Genomic DNA, 16,787 nt, shown 5'->3' on the forward strand with positions numbered 1-16,787 from the left:
GGTCGAGCGGTGCGGGTTACGCCGGGTCCTCCTCGACCAGCGCGGCCGACGTGATGCGGTGCAGCGGGAACCGGCGCACCTCGCCGTAGCTGACGTCCACGCCCTCCAGCACACCGCCGCCGACGACCTGCGGCTTGATCACCCGCCGCGCGGCCGTGCCGTGGCCGTCCACGAAGTCGACCAGCACGCCGCGACCCTCGCGTGCCGCCTGCTGGAGCAGGGCGAGCGTCGCGGACGGGCCCGCGCCCAGGTTGCCCGGCACCGACACCCGCGCGCCACCCGTCGTGGCCGCCGCCTGGTCGCCCGCCCGGACCAGCCGCACCAGCTCGGCCAGCTGCTCCGCCGACGGCGGGGTGGGTGCGGGCGAACGCCGCCTGCCCCGGCTCGGCACGCGCCTGCCCGCGGGCCGCAGGTCCAGCACCCGCCCGTCGGGCCCCTCGGCGGCCGGTGCGAAACCCGCCGCGCGCAACCCGTCCAGCACCTCGGCCAACGGGTACGGGCTCACCAGCACGGTCGGCGCGATCTTGCGCAGCTCCAGCCGCTCCGCCGCCGGGTGCGCGGCGACCTCGGTCACCAGGACCGGGTCGTCGCAGCGCAGGAACGAACCCGCGGCGCCGCCGCGCAACCTGCCGTGCTTGCGGGCCGCGTCGTCGACGAGGTAGGTCAGCGACTGCGGCACCGGCGTGCGCGACCTGGACCGGAACAGCTCGTGCAGGTCGGCCGCCGTCCGCCCGGCGTCGAACGCCCGCCGCACCGAGCCCTCGTGCACCCGGTACACGGTCGCGCCGCCCGCCGACTCGACGTCCGCGACGAGCGCGATCTCCTCCGCCAGCTCGGGTTCCAGTCGACCCGGCGCGACCACCGTCAGGTCGGCCTGCACCAGCACGTGGTCCACCGGCGCGGGCAGCGCGTCGCCGAGCCGCTTCGCCGCCGGACCCGGTCCCTCGCCGAGCAGCGTGCGGCCCTGCGCGGTCAACGCGTGCAACGCCACCACGCCCACCGCCGTGCCCTCCTCGACGGTCCACCGCACCAGCTCGTCACGCAGCTTCCCGCCACGCCGGGGCGCGCGCCACGCCAGCACCGCCGCCAACCCGTCCACGTCCGGCGCGCCGGTGCCCGGCGGCAACGCGGCCAGGGCGTCCAGCACGCGCCGGCGGTCACGGGGCGCGGCCGGCCGGTTCAGCTCCGGCGCGAGCGGGTTGAGCAGGCGGTCGCGGTCGTCGCGCCGCCCGATCAGGCCGGGCAGCCGCGGCAGGTCCAGCCACGCCTGCGCCAGCGTCGCCCACCGGTGCTCGGGCGCGGCGGTCAGCCACGAGTCGGCCTGCGTGGTCGGCGCCCACTCCGGTTCCGCGCCCTCGGTGTCCACGACCAGCCCGGCGTTCACCACCAGCTCCACCAGCAGTGCGGCCCGGCTCTCGTCCACCGCCAGGTCCTTCGCGAGCTTGCGCAGGTCCCGCACGCCGACACCGCCGGAGCGCAGCACCGCGGGCGGCTCCTCGGACCACGCCGCGAGCAGGCCCTCCACGTGCCGCGACAGCTCCAGCGCCGCACCGCCGCCGGTGCTGTCCACGGTCAGCGGGTCGCGGTCCGTGGTCGCCAGCGGCGGCTCGGTGGCGTGCACGTCGCCCAGCGGCCGGTCGCCGCGCACGACGAGACCGATCTCACGCGGCAGCTCGACGGTGTGCGCGTCGCGCCGCACCAGCAGGCCGCGGGCCAGCAGCTTCTGGATCGGGGTGCGGGCGTTCGCGAGCGAGACCACGTGCGCCGCGTCCTTCGTCTGCCCGATCGGCGGTCCCGCGGCGAGCGCGTCCAGCACGCGCCGCTCGTCGTCGCCGAGGTCGGCCAGGTCCGCGCCGGCCAGGGCGGGCACCGACCGGCCGAGGCCGCACGGGAACGGGTGCACCGCGTCCCGCGTGGCGGGCGGCGTGCTCATCGCCTCGTCGTCGCCCCACACCAGGGCGCGGGCGCGCAGCAGGTCGACCGCGGGGCGGACGTCCACGTCGAACAGGGCGGCCAGGTCCGCGAACCGCGCCGGCCGCTGGTCGGCGTCCAGCACCAGCAGGGCTTCCAGCACGGTGAGGGCGAGCGTGTCGAGGTCTTCGCACGCCCGCGCCACGGACGCCCGCGACCCGACGCGGGTGGCGAGCACCACCGTGTCGGCGGGTGGTGGGGTGGCCAGGTCGGGGCGCGCGCGCAGCAGCGCCACGAGCGCGGTGTCGTCCTGCGCGCGCAGCCACTCGGCGAGTGTGGTGCCGGACATCCCCACCACGGTATAGGGCCGCGCGCGGCGCGGACGCGGTGAGGCACACTTGTCCCCGACGTGCAGCACCACCGAGGAGGAATCGTGGCCAAGGCCCGCCCCGAGCGCATCGACCCGCACTGGCCCGAGCCGGCCGGGAACGACAAGCACGCGGTCAGCGAACTCGCCAGCGACCTGCAGGGTGCGTTGTCCCCCTTCGGCCGGACCGTGTTCCCGCTGCCCGCCGACGAGCTGGGCTACCACCACCCGGTGACCGAGATCAACCGCTGATCCGCGATTTCCCGCCGCCCCGTCGTGCAGTGACGGGGCGGCTCGCGTGCGGAGACCTTTCGGGGGAGACGACTCTCACCCGGAAGGCTTGCTGCGACCAGGGCGAGCCGCCCGCGTTCCGCCTACGGGCGCGGTCTAGGCTCGGTACCCCGCTGGAGCAGTAAGTCCTGGGAGGATTCGATGCCGGTCCCCGGCCCTGGGTATTCCATCACCGTCCGCCTGGAGGCGCCACCGTCGGCGAGCGCCGCGGGCGACCTCACCTCGGCGGTGGGCCGCGCCGGTGGTGTCATCACGGCGTTCGACGTCGTCGAGTCGCACAACGACCGGGTCATCATCGACCTCACCTGCAACGCGCTGTCGGCCAACCACGCCAAGGACATCACCGACACGCTGGGCCTGCTGCCCGGCATCGTGGTCCGCAAGGTGTCCGACCGGACGTTCCTGGTCCACCTCGGCGGCAAGATCGAGATCTCGTCCAAGGTGCCGCTGCGCAACCGCGACGACCTGTCCCGCGCCTACACGCCCGGCGTCGCGCGGGTCTGCCAGGCCATCGCCGAGAACCCCGACGACGCCCGCCGCCTCACCATCAAGCGCAACACCGTGGCCGTCGTCACCGACGGCTCCGCGGTGCTCGGCCTGGGCAACCTCGGGCCCGCCGCCGCGCTGCCCGTCATGGAGGGCAAGGCGGCCCTGTTCAAGAAGTTCGCGGGCGTCGACGCGTGGCCGGTGTGCCTGGACACCCAGGACACCGAGGAGATCATCCGCGCCGTCGAGCTGATCGCGCCCGTCTACGGCGGCATCAACCTGGAGGACATCGCCGCGCCGCGCTGCTTCGAGATCGAGGCCCGGCTGCGGGAGAAGCTGGACATCCCGGTGTTCCACGACGACCAGCACGGCACCGCGATCGTGGTGGTCGGCGCGCTGCGCAACGCGCTGCGGGTGGTCGGCAAGAAGATCTCCGACTGCAAGGTCGTGGTGTGCGGCGTCGGCGCGGCCGGTTCGGCGATCATCCGGCTGCTGCTCAAGCAGGAACCCGGTGACGTGGTCGCGGTCGACGTGGACGGCATCGTGCACCGCGACCGGGAGGGCATGGACGACAACCTGAAGTCCATCGCGGCGGTCACCAACAAGGGCAACGCGTCCGGTCGCCTGCACGACGCGCTGGTCGGCGCGGACGTGTTCATCGGCGTCTCCGCGCCGAACCTGTTCGGCGCCGAGCAGGTCGCCACCATGAACTCGGACGCCATCGTGTTCGCGCTGGCCAACCCGGACCCCGAGATCGACCCGATGGAGGCCCAGAAGCACGCCGCCGTCGTCGCCACCGGCCGGTCCGACTTCCCCAACCAGATCAACAACGTGCTGGCGTTCCCCGGCGTGTTCCGGGGGCTGCTCGACGCGCACGCGCGGACCATCACCGACGCGATGCTCCTCGCCGCCGCCAACGCCGTCGCCGACGTGGTGGACGGGGAGAAGCTGAACGCCTCGTTCATCGTGCCCAGCGTGTTCGACACGTCCGTCGCGCCCGCCGTGGCGGAAGCCGTCCGCAAGGCCGCCGCCGAGCAGGTCTAGCGGGGAACTCCGCGCGGCCTAGCATCGAGCGCATGGGCAAGGGTTTCACCCACCTCGATGGGAGCGGCGCGGCGCACATGGTCGACGTGTCCGCCAAGGAGCAGACCAGCCGCACGGCCGTGGCGAGCGGGGTGTTGCGGACCACGGCCGAGGTGGTCCGCCTCCTCCGCGGCGACGGCCTGCCGAAGGGCGACGCGCTCGCCACCGCCCGGATAGCCGGGATCATGGCCGCCAAGCGCACCTGGGAGCTGGTGCCGCTGTGCCACCCGATCGCGTTGTCCGGGATCGCGGTGGACCTGGCGGTCGGCGAGGAGGAGGTGCGGATCACGGCCACCGTGCGCACCACCGACCGGACCGGGGTGGAGATGGAGGCGCTGACCGCCGTCACGGTGGCGGGTCTGGCGTTGCACGACATGGTCAAGGCGGTCGACCCGGCCGCCACGCTCGACGCCGTGCGCGTGGAGCGCAAGGAGGGCGGCAAGACCGGTCTGTGGGTCCGCCCGTGACGGCCGGGCGGCGGGCGGTGGTGATCACCGCGTCCAACCGGGCCGCGGCGGGCGTCTACGCGGACCGCGGCGGGCCGATCATCGTGGACTGGCTGCGGTCGCGCGGGTACGCGGTGGACGAGGCCGTGGTGGTGCCCGACGGCGAACCGGTCGCGGAGGCGTTGCGCGCGGCGGTGGCCGCCGGGGCCGCGGTGGTGCTCACCACCGGCGGGACCGGGATCAGCCCCACGGACCGCACCCCCGAGGCCACGCGTGCCGTCCTGGACTACGAGGTGCCCGGTGTCGCGGACGTCGTCCGCGCGGCCGGGTGGCCCCGCGTGCCGACCGCCGTGCTGTCGCGTGGTGTCGCCGGGGTGGCGGGGCGGACGTTCGTCGTGAACCTGCCCGGCTCCACGGGTGGCGTGCGTGACGGGTTGGAGGTGCTCGGCACCGTGCTGGAGCACGCCGTGGACCAGTTGGCCGGAGGTGACCACGCATGACCGAGGTCCTGCGCGCGACCGTCAGCGAGGAGCCGCTGTCGGTGGAGGAGCACGCCGCCCTCGTGGCGAACGCCGGCGCGGGGGCGGTGGTGACGTTCGCCGGCGTGGTGCGCGACCACGACCACGGGCGGGTCGTGCGGGAGTTGGAGTACGCCGGTCACCCCACCGCCGCCGACGTGGTGGCGGAGGTCGTGGCGGACGTCGTCGGGAAGTTCTCGGGGGTGCGGGCGGTCGCCGTGTCGCACCGGGTGGGGCAGCTCGCGATCGGGGACGTCGCGCTGGCGGTCGCCGTGTCGGCGGAGCACCGGGCGGAGGCGTTCGCGTTGTGCTCGGAGTTGGTGGACGAGGTGAAGCGCCGTCTCCCGGTGTGGAAGCGGCAGGTGTTCGCCGATGGCACCGACGAGTGGGTCAACTGCCCGTAGTCGGGGGACTGCCTATGGGTGGCCGGGGATGCCGGTGGTTGGTCGGGGACCGCCGGTGGTTGGTCGGGGACCGCCGGTGGGTGGCCGGGGACCGCCGATGGGTGGCTGGTCGCCGGAGGGACTGCCGATGGGTGGCTGTCCGGCGCTCGTTTGGCCGAGAAAAGAAGAAGCGGAGAGGCCCCGCCGTGGGGGGAACGGCGGGGCCTCTGGTCTGCTAGATCACTTGGTGGCGATCTTGTGACCCACCATGATCAGGTCGGGGTTCGGGATGAACTCCTTGTTCAGCTCGTGCAGCTGCTGCCAGCCGCCCTCGACCTTCAGCTCATCGGCGATCTTGGAGAGCGTGTCGCCCTCCTTGATCTCGTAGTCGCCGGCCGGGTTGTCGCTCGGCAGCGCCACGACGACCGGCGCGACCGGCTGCTGCTGCACCGGCGCGGACACCGGGGCCTGCTGCTGCGGCGCGGGCGCCTGGTACTCCTCCTGGTACTCCTGCTGGACCGGCGCGGTGCGCTGCGGGGCGGGCGCGGAGCCGCCGCCGAGGCCCTTCGGGCCGCACACCGGCCACGCGCCGATGCCCTGGGACGCCAGGACGTTCTCCGCGACGCGGATCTGCTCCTCGCGGGACGCCTGGTTGGGCATCCCGGAACCGCCGTTCGCCTGCCACGTGCTGGGCAGGAACTGGAGACCGCCGTAGTAGCCGTTGCCGGTCGCGGTACCCCAGTTGCCGCCGCTCTCACAGGCGGCGACGGCGTCCCAGTTGACGCCGGAGCCCTGCGCGTTGGCGGTACCAGCGGCGAGGCCCAGGGGAGCACCCACGATGGCGCCGGCGACGGCGACCTTCGCGACGGTGCGGACGGCGGCGCTGGTGGTCGGACGGTGCTTGCCTCGGTACGAAGCCATGTGCCTCTCTGCCCACCACACCTGCACGACCGACGCGGGCTCGGGATCCCGGGTTGTCGATCAGTCCCTGTCCGGCGGATTTCTCTCGCTCGGGGTTTGTCCGGTGCCGCAGGACAGGGCTCGGTGTGCGGCATTCCGGTGTTGCTCTCGGTCGGTCGGGGCCAACCGAGAAGCGACCGTACGTAACCGCGAGCGCGAGTCCAAACGTTCTGGCCTGTGATGGCCATCACTGTAACGTTTGGGGGTGATCTGGCGAGATGCCTGTTTTCCCAGGTCAGACCGCCGTTACCGTCCTGTTTCCAATCCGAGATTTATCGAGATGGATCACGTTAAGTGAGGTCTGAGTCACGCGTCTTTCCACGTCCGAGTGACAGACCTCAGCCCCCGGCGAAGGGCGGCAGCACGTCCAGCTCCGCGCCCGCCGGCACCGGCGTGGCGCGGTCCCGCACCGCCACGCCGTCCAACAGGAAGGAGCACGCGGCGAGCACGCGGTCCAGCCGCCCGCCGTGCCGCGCGCCGATCTCGGCCAGCACGTGCGCCACGGTCGGCGCGCCGGCCAGCTCCACGCGCTCGTCCGGCACACCGGCCGCCGCCCGCGCGCCGGCGAAGTACCGCACCGTCAGCTGGACCACCTCAACCCCCGATCGCGCTCATCGGCCGGTCGGGCTGGTGGAACCCGGCCTCGTTGATGCCGTGCCCGGCCGCCTTCGCCCACGCGTTGCCGCGCCAGCGCTCGGCGATCTCCTCGTCCGACGCGCCGCCGCGCAGCAGCGCGCGCAGGTCCGTTTCGGTCCGGCTGAACAGGCAGTTGCGCACCTGGCCGTCGGCGGTCAGCCGGGTCCGGTCGCACGCGGCGCAGAACGGCCTGGTCACGGAGGCGATCACGCCCACGACCGCCGGGCCGCCGTCGACCAGCCACCGCTCGGCGGGCGCACCGCCGCGCTCACCCGGCTCCGGGGTCAGCTCGAACGCCGACCGCAGCGCCGCCAGGATCTCCGCCGCGGTCACCATGTCGCCCCGGTCCCAGCCGTGCTGCGGGTCCAGCGGCATCTGCTCGATGAACCGGAGCTGGTAGCCCCGCTCCAGGCAGAACCGGAGCAGCGGCACGGCCTCGTCCTCGTTCACGCCGCGCATGAGCACCGAGTTGACCTTGACCGGCGTCAGCCCGGCGGCCCGCGCGGCGGCCATGCCGTCGAACACGTCACCCAGGCGATCACGCCTGGTCAGGGTGCGGAACCGGATCGGGTCGAGGGTGTCCAGCGAGACGTTCACCCGGTCCAGCCCGGCCGCGGCCAGGGCGGGCGCGTGCCGGGCGAGGCTCACGCCGTTGGTGGTCATGGAGATCCGGGGCCGGGGCGCCAGCGCCGCCGTCGCCGCCACCACGTCCACCAGGCCGGGGCGCAACAGCGGTTCGCCGCCCGTGAACCGGATGTCGGTGACGCCGAGGCGGGTCACCGCGATGCCGATCAGCCGCGCCAGCTCCTCGTCGGTGAGCACCTCCGGCTTCGGCAGCCAGTCCAGGCCCTCGGCGGGCATGCAGTAGGTGCACCGCAGGTTGCAGCGGTCCGTCAGCGATACGCGCAGGTCCGTCGCCACCCGACCGAAGCGGTCGGTCAGCAGCGGGGAGTCCGGCCTGGCCGGATCGACCGCCGTGCCGCGCACGCCGGGTAGTCCCAACTCGACTGCTGTCACCCATCCCAGGGTAGTGCGCCGATCAGGCCGCGGACCGGTCCGAGCGCGGTGCGCGCCCGTGCACCGGTCCGGGCGTGCCGACCCGCGGCCCGCGAGCGCGGCGGGTGGGGGAGCGGGTCTCTCAGCGGCTAAATTATTTGACATGACGCACGAGCACGACGTCCCCACCGAAGAGCTGGAGCGGTTCGGCGATTACGCCAGGGAGACGAGCGCGCTCACCATCCTCTTCCACAGCCGGGTGGCGGAGCAGATGGGCCTCTCCCCGACCGACGAGAAGTGCCTCGACCTCGCCATGCGGGCCGAGGGTCCGGTCACGGCGGGCCGCATCGCCGAGCTGTCCGGCCTGTCCACGGGCGCGGTCACCGGCGTGATCGACCGCCTGGAGCGCGCCGGGTACGTCCGCCGCGTGCGCGACCCGCACGACCGCCGCAAGGTGCTGGTCGAGGTCACCATCGCGGAGGACAAGTTCGGTCACCTGTTCGTGGGGGCACAGGAGACGCTGCGCGAGGTGTTGACGCAGTTCACCGCGCAGGAGAGGGACGTCGTCGAGCGCTACCAGCGGTTGATGATCGAGACCTTCCGGAAGCGCGTGGTCGAGGGCTGAGCCGGCAGCATTGCGGCCATGGCCGAGCAGTGGAACTACCTGATGGACATGGACGGCGTGCTCGTGCACGAGGAGCACCCCATTCCCGGGTCGAGCGAGTTCGTGGCCGAGCTGACCGCGAACGGCACCCCGTTCCTCGTGCTGACCAACAACTCCATCTACACGCCGCGCGACCTGCGTGCCCGGCTGTCCCGCACCGGTCTGGAGGTGCCGGAGTCGGCGATCTGGACCTCCGCGCTGGCCACCGCGAAGTTCCTCGACTCGCAGCGGCCCGGCGGGTCCGCGTTCGTCATCGGCGAGGCCGGGCTGACCACGGCGCTGCACGAGATCGGGTACGTGCTGACCGACCGCGAACCCGACTACGTCGTGCTCGGCGAGACGCGCACCTACAGCTTCACGGCCATCACCAAGGCGATCCGGCTGGTGGAGGAGGGCGCGAAGTTCATCGCCACCAACCCGGACGCGACCGGACCGTCGCGGGAGGGCTCGCTGCCCGCGACCGGCTCCATCGCCGCGTTGATCGAGCGCGCGACCGGCCGGGAGCCGTACTACGTGGGCAAGCCCAACCCGCTGATGATGAGGTCCGCGCTGCGCGCGCTCGGCGCGCACTCGGAGAACACCCTGATGATCGGTGACCGCATGGACACCGACGTGCGCGCGGGGTTGGAGGCCGGTCTGCGGACGGTCCTGGTGTTGACGGGCATCTCGGCCGAGTCGACCGCGGAGCGGTACCCGTACCGGCCGACGCGGGTGGTCAAGTCGATCGCGGAGTTGGTGGGGCATTCGCGGGATCCGTTCGGCGAGCTGGGCTGAAGCCGGCTGCGTTGGGGCTGGGCTGAGCCGGCTGCGTTGGGGCCGGCTGCGTTGGGGCCGGCTGCGTTGGGCGGGCTGGGGCGGGCTGGGCCGGGCTGGGCTGGGGCGGGTCGGGTCGGGCTTGGCTGGGGCGGGCTGGGCCGGGCTGGGCTGGGGCGGGTCGGGTCGGGCTTGGCTGGGGCGGGCTGGGCCGGGCTGGGCTGGGGCGGGTCGGGTCGGGCTTGGCTGGGGCGGGCTGGGGCGGGCTGGGCTGAGGCGGGCTGGAGGCGGGCTGGGCTGAGGCGGGCTGGGCTGAGGCGGGGTCGGGCTGGGCTGGGGCGGGGCGGGCGGATCACCGATCCACCGTGGGCACCCGGTTGAGCAGGTCCGCCATCCGCTCCGCCCGGTCCCGCACCAGCTCACCCCGCCCGGACACCGCGCTGCCGCCACCGGCCGCCGCACCCAGCCGGTCGAGCAGGTCGGCGTGCAGCCGCAGCCACTCGACCTGCTCCCACGGCGACAGCGTGGCGGCGGCCTCCGCCATCACCTCGTCCAACACCACCGCGACCCGCTCCAGGTGCTCCCTCATGCCCGTGATGATGTGCCGAGCAGTCGTCACGTCACGTCCACGGCGCGTAGTTCACCCCGCTGGGGGAGGAGGACCCCGGACCCGGTGATCCACTTGCGGGCGCTGCCCGGCGGGGTCGCTTATCGTCGCAGTTGTGGACCGAGCGAGTGGTGGCGTGGCCGAGGCGGACGAGATCTACGTGGTGGGCGACGTGCACGGGCACCTCGCCGAACTCGTCCGCGCCCTCCACGACCGCGGCCTGGTGGACGAGCGCGGGAACTGGGCGGGTGGTGACGCCGCGCTGTGGTTCCTCGGCGACTTCGTGGACCGCGGCCCGGACGGCGTCGGCGTCATCGAGTTCGTCATGGGGCTGGCCGAGCAGTCGGACGGCCGGGTCGACTCGCTCATCGGCAACCACGAGGTGCTGCTGCTCGGTATGCGCCGGTTCGGCGACGAGAACGTGCCGAACGCGCCCACGCCGCGCAGCTTCGGCCGGAGCTGGCTGCTCAACGGCGGCCTGCGCAGCGACCAGGACCGGCTGACCGACCGGCACGTCGAGTGGCTGACCACCCGGCCGGTGCTGCACCTGGTGGACGACCACCTGCTGATGCACTCCGACACGCTCGCGTACCTGGAGTGGGGCGACACGATCGACGAGGTCAACGCCGCCGTGCAGGAGGTGCTGACCGGGGACGACCTCGAAGCGTGGTGGGAGTGCTGGCGGAAGATGACGACCCGCTACGCGTTCCGCGGTGACGACGGGGGTGTGGTGGCGGCGGAGCTGCTGTCGGTGCTCGGCGGTGCGCAGGTGGTGCACGGGCACAGCGTCATCGCGGACCAGTTGGGGGTCTCCCCGGCGGAGATCGACGGGCCGCTGCGGTACGCGGACGGGAAGGTGCTGGCGGTGGACGCCGGGTTGTACACGGGTGGGCCGTGCCTCGTCGTGCGGCTGGACGAAGAGGCCGAGGGCGAAGCGGACCTCGGGTGAGGGGCCTCGCGGCGTTGGGGAACCACGTTTCGTGGCACCCCTGGGAACCTCGCGTTGTGGCCCCCGAGGAACCCTCGCGTCGTGGCACCCCCCGAGGAACCTCGCGTTGTGGCACCCCGGGAAACCTCACGTAGTGCGGGGTCGCCCTTCGGGAACACGAACCCCCGGCGGAGTGGCCCCGGGAGCGTGTCGGCGGCCCGGGGAGGGGTCGGAGCGAGGTGGCCTTGGGGTTTGCCCGGATCGAGAGACCCAGAAATGTTAGGTAACGTTCCGTATCGGCTGGGCTAGGGCAGCGGGACGATCTCCTTGCCCAGCGGCATCAGCGACACCGGGATCATCTTGAAGTTCGCCACCCCGAGCGGGATGCCGATGATCGTGATGCACAGCAGGACCCCGCTGACCAGATGACCGATCGCGAGCCAGATCCCCGCCACGACGATCCAAATGACGTTGCCGATGAGCGACGGCGCGCCGGCACCGGGCCGGTCCACCACCGTCCGCCCGAACGGCCACAGAGCGTAGTTGGCGATGCGGAACGCGGCGAGTCCCCAGGGGATGGTGATGATCAGGATGCAGCACAGGATGCCGGTCAACACGTAGCCGATCGCGAGCCAGAAGCCGCTCAGCACCAGCCAGATCAGGTTCAAGAGAATCCTCACCCCACCATCTTGCCGGACTACCCTCCCGGCCGTGGTTAACAAACTTCGCTGGGGGGTGGTGGCCACCGGCGGCATCGCCGACACGGTCACCGGAGACCTCCGTCTGATTCCCGACATCGAGGTGCTGGCGGTCTCGTCGCGCGCCCTGGAGAAGGCCCAGGCGTTCGCGGCCAAACACGAGATCCCCAGGGCATATGGCGACTACAGAGAGTTAATCGCCGACCCCGACATCGACGTGGTCTACATCGCCACGTCGCACCCCCAGCACCACGCGGTGGCCCGCGCGGCGCTGGAGGGCGGCAAGCACGTGCTGGTGGAGAAGCCGGCCACGCTGAGCCTCGCCGACACCCAGGACCTGGTGGACCTCGCGCGGGAGCGCGGGCTGTTCCTGCTGGAGGGCCTCTGGACCCGGTTCAACCCACTGGTCGTCAAGCTCCAGCAGCTCATCGCCGACGGTGAGCTGGGCGACGTGCGGTCCCTGCACTCCCACTTCGGCTTCGCCCTCGAAGGCGCGCTCGGCCACCGGCTGTGGGACCGGCAGCAGGGCGGCGGCGCGCTGGTCGACCTCGGGCTGTACCCGGTGCAGTACGCCCACCTCTTCCTGGGCGCGCCGGACACGGTCGTGGCACACGGCTCGTTCCGCAACGGCGTCGACGCCGAGGTCAACCTGCTGCTCGGGTACGCGGACGGCCGTTCCGCGCACCTGTCCACGTCCCTGGTCAGCACCCTGGACAACAACGTCGTCATCATCGGCTCGGCGGGCCGCGCGGAGCTGTTCGCGCCGCTGTACAACCCGCCGAAGCTGGTCGTGAACGGCAAGGAGTACCTGTACGACGACCAGGTCGGCGAGGGCTACGGCCTCCAGGCGCAGGAGGTCTCCGCGCGCATCCGCGCCGGGGAGACCGAGAGCCCGTCGCTGACCCCGGCCGAGTCGCTGGCCATCCAGCGCACGATCAGCGCCGCCGCGGAGCAGATCGGGCTGAACTACGACGACGTGCCGAAGTAGGTCGGCTGTTGAGGGCTGTTCGACATCAAGAGCCCGTGAGGGTCAGGTAGATCAGCGCCCCGTTCAGCGCGATCACCGCGGCGGCGACGAGGATCGCCGCCGCGGTGACCGCGCGGTGGTTCACGTGCTCACCCATCACGTCCCGCCGCGCGGTCAACCACACCAGTGGGATCAACGCGAACGGGATGCCGAACGACAGCACGACCTGCGACAGCACCAGCGCGTACGTCGGGTCGACCCCGACCACGAGGATCGCCAGCGCCGGCACCAGCGTGACGAGTCGCCGGGTGAGCAGCGGCACCCGCGTGTTGAGCAGCCCGTCCAGGACGACCGCGCCGGAGTAGCAGCCGACGGCCGTGGACGCGAACCCGGACGCGAGCAGGCCCACCGCGAACAGCAGCGCGATGCCGCCGCCCAGCTCGGACCCGATCGCCCGGTGCACGCCCTCCAGGCTCTCCACGTCGGGGGCGTCCCGGAGCGCGGACGCCGCGAGCAGCAGCATCGCCAGGTTCACCGCACCGGCGAGGACCATGGCCGTGACGACGTCCACGCGGGTCGTCCGGAGCAGGTGCGGCGCGCGGCCGTGCCGGTCGCGGGCCAGCGCCGAGTGCAGGTAGACGGCGTGCGGCATGACCGTCGCGCCCAGCATCCCCGCCGCGAGGAGGACGCTCTCCGCGCCGTCGAAGCGCGGGACCAGCCCGGTCACGACCTCCCCGGAGGGCGGCGCGACGAGCAGACCGGCGGCGAACCCGATCGCGATCACCACGAGCAGGGTGGTGATCACTCGCTCGAACGGCTTCTGCCCGCGCTTGTCCTGGATCAGCAGGAGGACGGTGGACGCCACCCCGGTGATCACCCCGCCGAGCAGCAGCGGCAGGTCGAACAGCAGGTTCAGCGCGATGGCGCCGCCGATCACCTCCGCGAGGTCGGTGGCCATGGCGACCACCTCCGCCTGACCCCAGTACGCGAGCCGCACCGACCGCGGGACGCGGTCGCGGACCGCCTCCGGCAGCGAGCGACCGGTGACCAGGCCGAGTTTCGCGGAGAGGTACTGGACCAGGCCGGCCATCACGTTCGCCACCACCAGCACCCAGACCAGGAGGTAGCCGTAACGCGCGCCGGCGGCGGTGTTGGTGGCGACGTTGCCCGGGTCGACGTAGGCGATGGCGGCGACGAAGGCCGGGCCGAGCAGCGCGGCACCTGATCGGACGCGGCTCACGACGGTCACGATCGTTGATGTTGCCAGAGTATGGCGATTGCGGGGGCGTGAGTTTGGTGGCGGTGCTTACCTCGGGGCGAGGCGATTGCGGGGGCGTGAGTTCTTACCTACGGGCACGCGGACAAGAGCACCCTGGTGACGGTCACGATCGCGTGCACCGGGTCGTGCGACGGCGTCAGCAGGTGGCTGATCACCAACCGCACGACGTGCTCGGCCACCAGGTCGGCGTACGCCACCGGGAGCCACGGGTAGTGGAGCTGGACGTGCTCGGCGAACACGTCGGTGGCCGCGGCCAGGACCGGGTGCCCCTGAGTGGTGACGAGGGGTAAGAGGTCTTCCGCGTCGGACCCGGTGAAGAGGGATTTCGCCAGCGGGTCGGACACCGCGAGGTGGAACACGAAGGTCAACGCGGCGCTGATGCCCTCGACCGCGTCGGTGCACTGGAGCCGTTGGCGGACCCCGTCCAGGAACTCCTCGGTCTTGAACAGGGCGACGGCGTGGACGACCCGTTCCTTGTTGCCGAACTGGTTGTACACGGACTGCCTGCTCACCCCGGCTCGCGAAGCCATGTCGGCGACGCGGAACCCGCGCACGCCGTGTGCGGCGAGGAGTTCGGCCGCGGCCTCCAGGAGCGTGCGGGTGAGGTCCGTCACGGCCCCCAGCTTGGCACAGGGAGGCGTTGTACCGGCGACGTACAGTTCGGATGTGCCGTTGACCGTGGGATTCGACCTGGACATGACGTTGATCGACCCCCGGCCCGGCATGGCCGCCGTGATGAACGCGGTGGGCGCGGAATCCGGCTACGCGCTCGACGGCGAGCACTTCGCCGCGAACCTCGGACCGCCCCTGGACATGACCTACCGCGACTTCGGCGTGCCCGAGGAGGAGATCCCGGCCCTGATCGCGCGATTCCGCGCGCTGTACCCGGAGGTCGTCATCCCCGCCACGGTCGCCCTGCCCGGTGCGGCGCAATCGCTTGCGGTGGTGCGGGAAATGGGTGGCGGGACGGTTGTCGTCACGGGGAAGTACCGGGCCAACGCCGCTTTGCACCTGGCCGCGTTCGGGTGGGAGGTGGACCGGTTGTTCGGCGAGTTGTGGTCCACGGGGAAGGCCGAGGCGCTGCGTGCCGAGGGCGCGGACGTGTACGTGGGTGACCACGTGGGGGATGTCCGGGGTGCCAAGGCGGCGGGTGCGGTGTCGGTCGGGGTGGTGACCGGGCCTTGTTCGCGGGAGGAGTTGGCGGACGAAGGGGCGGACGTCGTCCTCGGGTCGTTGACCGAGTTCCCCGGGTGGCTGCTCGGGTGGGCCGCGTCCCGGGCCTCGTAGGTGTTACCGACGTTTTGAAGAGCGCACCGCGCCGAGAACGCCCAGAGCGAGGCCGGCCGGTGCGAGAAGCCACCCCGCGGCGAACACCCAGGCGGGAAGACCCTCGCGACCCGCGGCGAACATGGCGACGATCGCGACCACACCGCAGGCGAAGATCAGCACTGCCACCGGCATCAGCTTCGAGGTCGTCATGCGGGTGAGGGTAGTCGCCGGGTGCGCGAGTACCGCTATCGGAGGTGCCCCGGCGGTGGTGTTCTGGATATTCTGGAGGGACGCGTCCTGGGTGCGCCCGGGGCGCGTTCGTCGTGTGGTTGTCGAGGGATTGGTGAACACGGTGCCGACCGGCAAGGTCAAGTGGTACGACTCGGAGAAGGGCTTCGGCTTCGTCACGCAGGACGGCGGCGAAGACGTTTATGTGCGGAAATCCGCGCTGCCCCCCGGCGTCGAGGGCCTGAAGGCCGGGCAGCGCATCGAGTTCGGCATGGCGGAGGGGCGGCGCGGGCCGCAGGCCCTGTCCGTCCGGCTGATCGACCCCGCGCCGTCGGTGGCCGAAGCGCGCCGCCGGCCGGCGGAGGAGCTGCACGGCCTGATCGAAGACATGATCAAACTGCTGGAGTTGAAGGTCCAGCCCGAACTGCGCCGCGGGCGGTACCCCGATCGGAAGAACACGAAGCTGATCGCGGACGTGGTGCGTGCTGTTGCGCGGGAGTTGGATCCGTAAGGGTCTGGATTAAAAACGACGCTCGCCGCTTGGCAGGCCGCCAAGGATGACGTGAAGTGCGGGCTGCGTGTCATCCCCGTATGGCCTGGTCAAGACAACCGCGCTCGTTCCCAGGGCGCAAACGAAGTGCGTGTTTGCACCCTGGGAACGAGCGCGGTTCGCTGGCGCGCAGGCCATACGGGGATGACACGCAGCGGAGCTGGAGTGTGCAGCGGAGCTGCCGAGTGCGGCGAGCTGGAGTGTGCGGCGGAGCTGCCGGGTGTGGGGGCGGAGCTGCCGAGTGTGGCGGAGCTGCTGTGCGTGTGTGGCGGGTGGGTCAGCGGTCGTCTACTGAGAGGACCCAGGTGCCTCGTGCCACGAAGTCGAAGGCGCCGCCTGCTGTGCCTGCTTCGATTCGTGCGCCGTACTGCTGGACCTCGACGCTCTCCAGCTGGTCGTCGCGGTTGGGCAGGACCAGCGAGTACGCGTACTTCGGGTCGCGTTCGGTGAAGAGGCGGCTGCGTAGGGGTTCCTGGGCTTCGCCCGCCGCGTTGCGGTAGGTGAACTTCACCGACCAGGCGCTGTTGGCCAGTTCGCCCGGCACGGAGATCTGCACCGTCCGGCCGGGTCGGACGCGGAGGACGCCGGTGGCTCGCGGGTCCACGTCGCAGTCCTCCGACTTCACGTCGCAGTATTGCGTGGGCTTGACGGTGACCGTCTTCCCGTCCGCGTAGAAGGTCACCTCGGGGTTCCCCGGTGCGGCGCAGGCGGTTGCTGCCAGGAGGGAACCGGCGGTCAGCAGTACGGACAGGGCTCGGCGCACGGGG

Annotated in this window: 19 protein-coding genes and 1 pseudogene; 10 read left to right on the plus strand and 10 right to left on the minus strand. The window is 72.1% G+C overall.

The window, feature by feature from the left end:
• Positions 1 to 16: 16 nt before the first annotated feature.
• Positions 17 to 2,260 carry a helicase-associated domain-containing protein gene (locus KZQ38_RS17395; RefSeq protein ID WP_219443147.1) on the minus strand — a complete coding sequence of 748 codons (2,244 nt, stop codon included), beginning with the start codon at positions 2,258 to 2,260 and terminating at the stop codon, positions 17 to 19.
• 84 nt (positions 2,261 to 2,344) lie between these two features.
• On the opposite strand from KZQ38_RS17395, the gene KZQ38_RS17400 reads away from it, so the two are divergent.
• From KZQ38_RS17400 to KZQ38_RS37135, 4 genes and pseudogenes are all read left to right on the plus strand, one after another.
• On the plus strand, positions 2,345 to 2,530 hold the full coding sequence (locus KZQ38_RS17400; RefSeq protein WP_219443148.1) for a hypothetical protein: 186 nt from the start codon (positions 2,345 to 2,347) through the stop codon (positions 2,528 to 2,530).
• Positions 2,531 to 2,710: 180 nt separating this feature from the next.
• Complete coding sequence (locus KZQ38_RS17405) at positions 2,711 to 4,099, plus strand: NAD-dependent malic enzyme (protein WP_219443149.1); 1,389 nt, start codon at positions 2,711 to 2,713, stop codon at positions 4,097 to 4,099.
• A gap of 32 nt (positions 4,100 to 4,131) precedes the next feature.
• Positions 4,132 to 4,605, plus strand: a complete 474-nt coding sequence (moaC, locus tag KZQ38_RS17410; protein ID WP_219443150.1) for a cyclic pyranopterin monophosphate synthase MoaC — start codon at positions 4,132 to 4,134, stop codon at positions 4,603 to 4,605.
• A pseudogene (locus tag KZQ38_RS37135) lies at positions 4,602 to 5,506 on the plus strand (molybdenum cofactor biosynthesis protein MoaE). Before moaC ends, KZQ38_RS37135 begins: the two are co-directional and overlap by 4 nt.
• 219 nt (positions 5,507 to 5,725) lie before the next feature.
• Here the strand turns inward: KZQ38_RS37135 and KZQ38_RS17425 are convergent.
• The 3 genes from KZQ38_RS17425 to moaA all read right to left on the minus strand — a co-directional run bounded on the left by KZQ38_RS17425 (position 5,726) and on the right by moaA (position 8,098).
• Positions 5,726 to 6,406 (minus strand): LysM peptidoglycan-binding domain-containing protein, encoded by a 681-nt coding sequence (locus tag KZQ38_RS17425; protein WP_219443153.1) that lies wholly within the window; start codon positions 6,404 to 6,406, stop codon positions 5,726 to 5,728.
• Between the two features lie 377 nt (positions 6,407 to 6,783).
• Positions 6,784 to 7,038, minus strand: a complete 255-nt coding sequence (locus KZQ38_RS17430; RefSeq protein WP_219443154.1) for a MoaD/ThiS family protein — start codon at positions 7,036 to 7,038, stop codon at positions 6,784 to 6,786.
• Between the two features lies 1 nt (position 7,039).
• Positions 7,040 to 8,098 carry a GTP 3',8-cyclase MoaA gene (gene moaA / locus KZQ38_RS17435; RefSeq protein WP_219443155.1) on the minus strand — a complete coding sequence of 353 codons (1,059 nt, stop codon included), beginning with the start codon at positions 8,096 to 8,098 and terminating at the stop codon, positions 7,040 to 7,042.
• A gap of 142 nt (positions 8,099 to 8,240) precedes the next feature.
• Between moaA and KZQ38_RS17440 the strand changes: the two genes are divergently transcribed.
• Together KZQ38_RS17440 and KZQ38_RS17445 are read left to right on the plus strand one after the other, a co-directional pair.
• Positions 8,241 to 8,702, plus strand: a complete 462-nt coding sequence (locus KZQ38_RS17440; protein WP_219443156.1) for a MarR family winged helix-turn-helix transcriptional regulator — start codon at positions 8,241 to 8,243, stop codon at positions 8,700 to 8,702.
• An 18-nt stretch (positions 8,703 to 8,720) separates the two neighbouring features.
• On the plus strand, positions 8,721 to 9,515 hold the full coding sequence (locus KZQ38_RS17445; protein ID WP_219443157.1) for an HAD-IIA family hydrolase: 795 nt from the start codon (positions 8,721 to 8,723) through the stop codon (positions 9,513 to 9,515).
• 331 nt (positions 9,516 to 9,846) lie between these two features.
• Here the strand turns inward: KZQ38_RS17445 and KZQ38_RS17450 are convergent, their stop codons facing one another.
• Positions 9,847 to 10,083 carry a hypothetical protein gene (locus KZQ38_RS17450; protein WP_219443158.1) on the minus strand — a complete coding sequence of 79 codons (237 nt, stop codon included), beginning with the start codon at positions 10,081 to 10,083 and terminating at the stop codon, positions 9,847 to 9,849.
• A 133-nt stretch (positions 10,084 to 10,216) separates the two neighbouring features.
• Here KZQ38_RS17450 and KZQ38_RS17455 point away from each other — a divergent pair, with 133 nt between their 5' ends.
• On the plus strand, positions 10,217 to 11,050 hold the full coding sequence (locus KZQ38_RS17455) for a metallophosphoesterase (RefSeq protein WP_308258449.1): 834 nt from the start codon (positions 10,217 to 10,219) through the stop codon (positions 11,048 to 11,050).
• A gap of 284 nt (positions 11,051 to 11,334) precedes the next feature.
• Here KZQ38_RS17455 and KZQ38_RS17460 read toward each other — a convergent pair whose 3' ends face one another.
• The gene (locus tag KZQ38_RS17460) at positions 11,335 to 11,709 is read right to left on the minus strand and encodes a YccF domain-containing protein (protein ID WP_219443159.1); all 375 of its coding nucleotides are present in this window, start codon (positions 11,707 to 11,709) and stop codon (positions 11,335 to 11,337) included.
• A 31-nt stretch (positions 11,710 to 11,740) separates the two neighbouring features.
• On the opposite strand from KZQ38_RS17460, the gene KZQ38_RS37140 reads away from it, so the two are divergent.
• The gene (locus tag KZQ38_RS37140) at positions 11,741 to 12,715 is read left to right on the plus strand and encodes a Gfo/Idh/MocA family protein (RefSeq protein ID WP_219443160.1); all 975 of its coding nucleotides are present in this window, start codon (positions 11,741 to 11,743) and stop codon (positions 12,713 to 12,715) included.
• A gap of 25 nt (positions 12,716 to 12,740) precedes the next feature.
• Here KZQ38_RS37140 and KZQ38_RS17470 read toward each other — a convergent pair whose 3' ends face one another.
• Positions 12,741 to 13,943, minus strand: a complete 1,203-nt coding sequence (locus KZQ38_RS17470) for an Nramp family divalent metal transporter (protein WP_219443161.1) — start codon at positions 13,941 to 13,943, stop codon at positions 12,741 to 12,743.
• Positions 13,944 to 14,041: 98 nt separating this feature from the next.
• Positions 14,042 to 14,587 carry a TetR/AcrR family transcriptional regulator gene (locus KZQ38_RS17475; RefSeq protein WP_219443162.1) on the minus strand — a complete coding sequence of 182 codons (546 nt, stop codon included), beginning with the start codon at positions 14,585 to 14,587 and terminating at the stop codon, positions 14,042 to 14,044.
• Positions 14,588 to 14,639: 52 nt separating this feature from the next.
• Between KZQ38_RS17475 and KZQ38_RS17480 the strand changes: the two genes are divergently transcribed.
• Entirely contained in the window at positions 14,640 to 15,260 is a 621-nt protein-coding gene (locus KZQ38_RS17480; protein ID WP_219443163.1) for an HAD family hydrolase, read from the plus strand.
• Between the two features lie 3 nt (positions 15,261 to 15,263).
• Here the strand turns inward: KZQ38_RS17480 and KZQ38_RS17485 are convergent, their stop codons facing one another.
• The gene (locus tag KZQ38_RS17485; RefSeq protein ID WP_219443164.1) at positions 15,264 to 15,452 is read right to left on the minus strand and encodes a hypothetical protein; all 189 of its coding nucleotides are present in this window, start codon (positions 15,450 to 15,452) and stop codon (positions 15,264 to 15,266) included.
• Between the two features lie 142 nt (positions 15,453 to 15,594).
• On the opposite strand from KZQ38_RS17485, the gene KZQ38_RS17490 reads away from it, so the two are divergent.
• A complete protein-coding gene (locus KZQ38_RS17490; protein WP_189221110.1) occupies positions 15,595 to 15,981 on the plus strand; it encodes a cold-shock protein in 387 nt (128 codons plus the stop codon).
• 316 nt (positions 15,982 to 16,297) lie between these two features.
• Here the strand turns inward: KZQ38_RS17490 and KZQ38_RS17495 are convergent, their stop codons facing one another.
• On the minus strand, positions 16,298 to 16,783 hold the full coding sequence (locus tag KZQ38_RS17495; RefSeq protein ID WP_219443165.1) for a DUF2771 family protein: 486 nt from the start codon (positions 16,781 to 16,783) through the stop codon (positions 16,298 to 16,300).
• Positions 16,784 to 16,787 lie beyond the last annotated feature (4 nt).

The sequence above is a fragment of the Saccharothrix obliqua genome, from assembly GCF_019375475.1.
GTDB classification, from domain to species: domain Bacteria; phylum Actinomycetota; class Actinomycetes; order Mycobacteriales; family Pseudonocardiaceae; genus Actinosynnema; species Actinosynnema obliqua.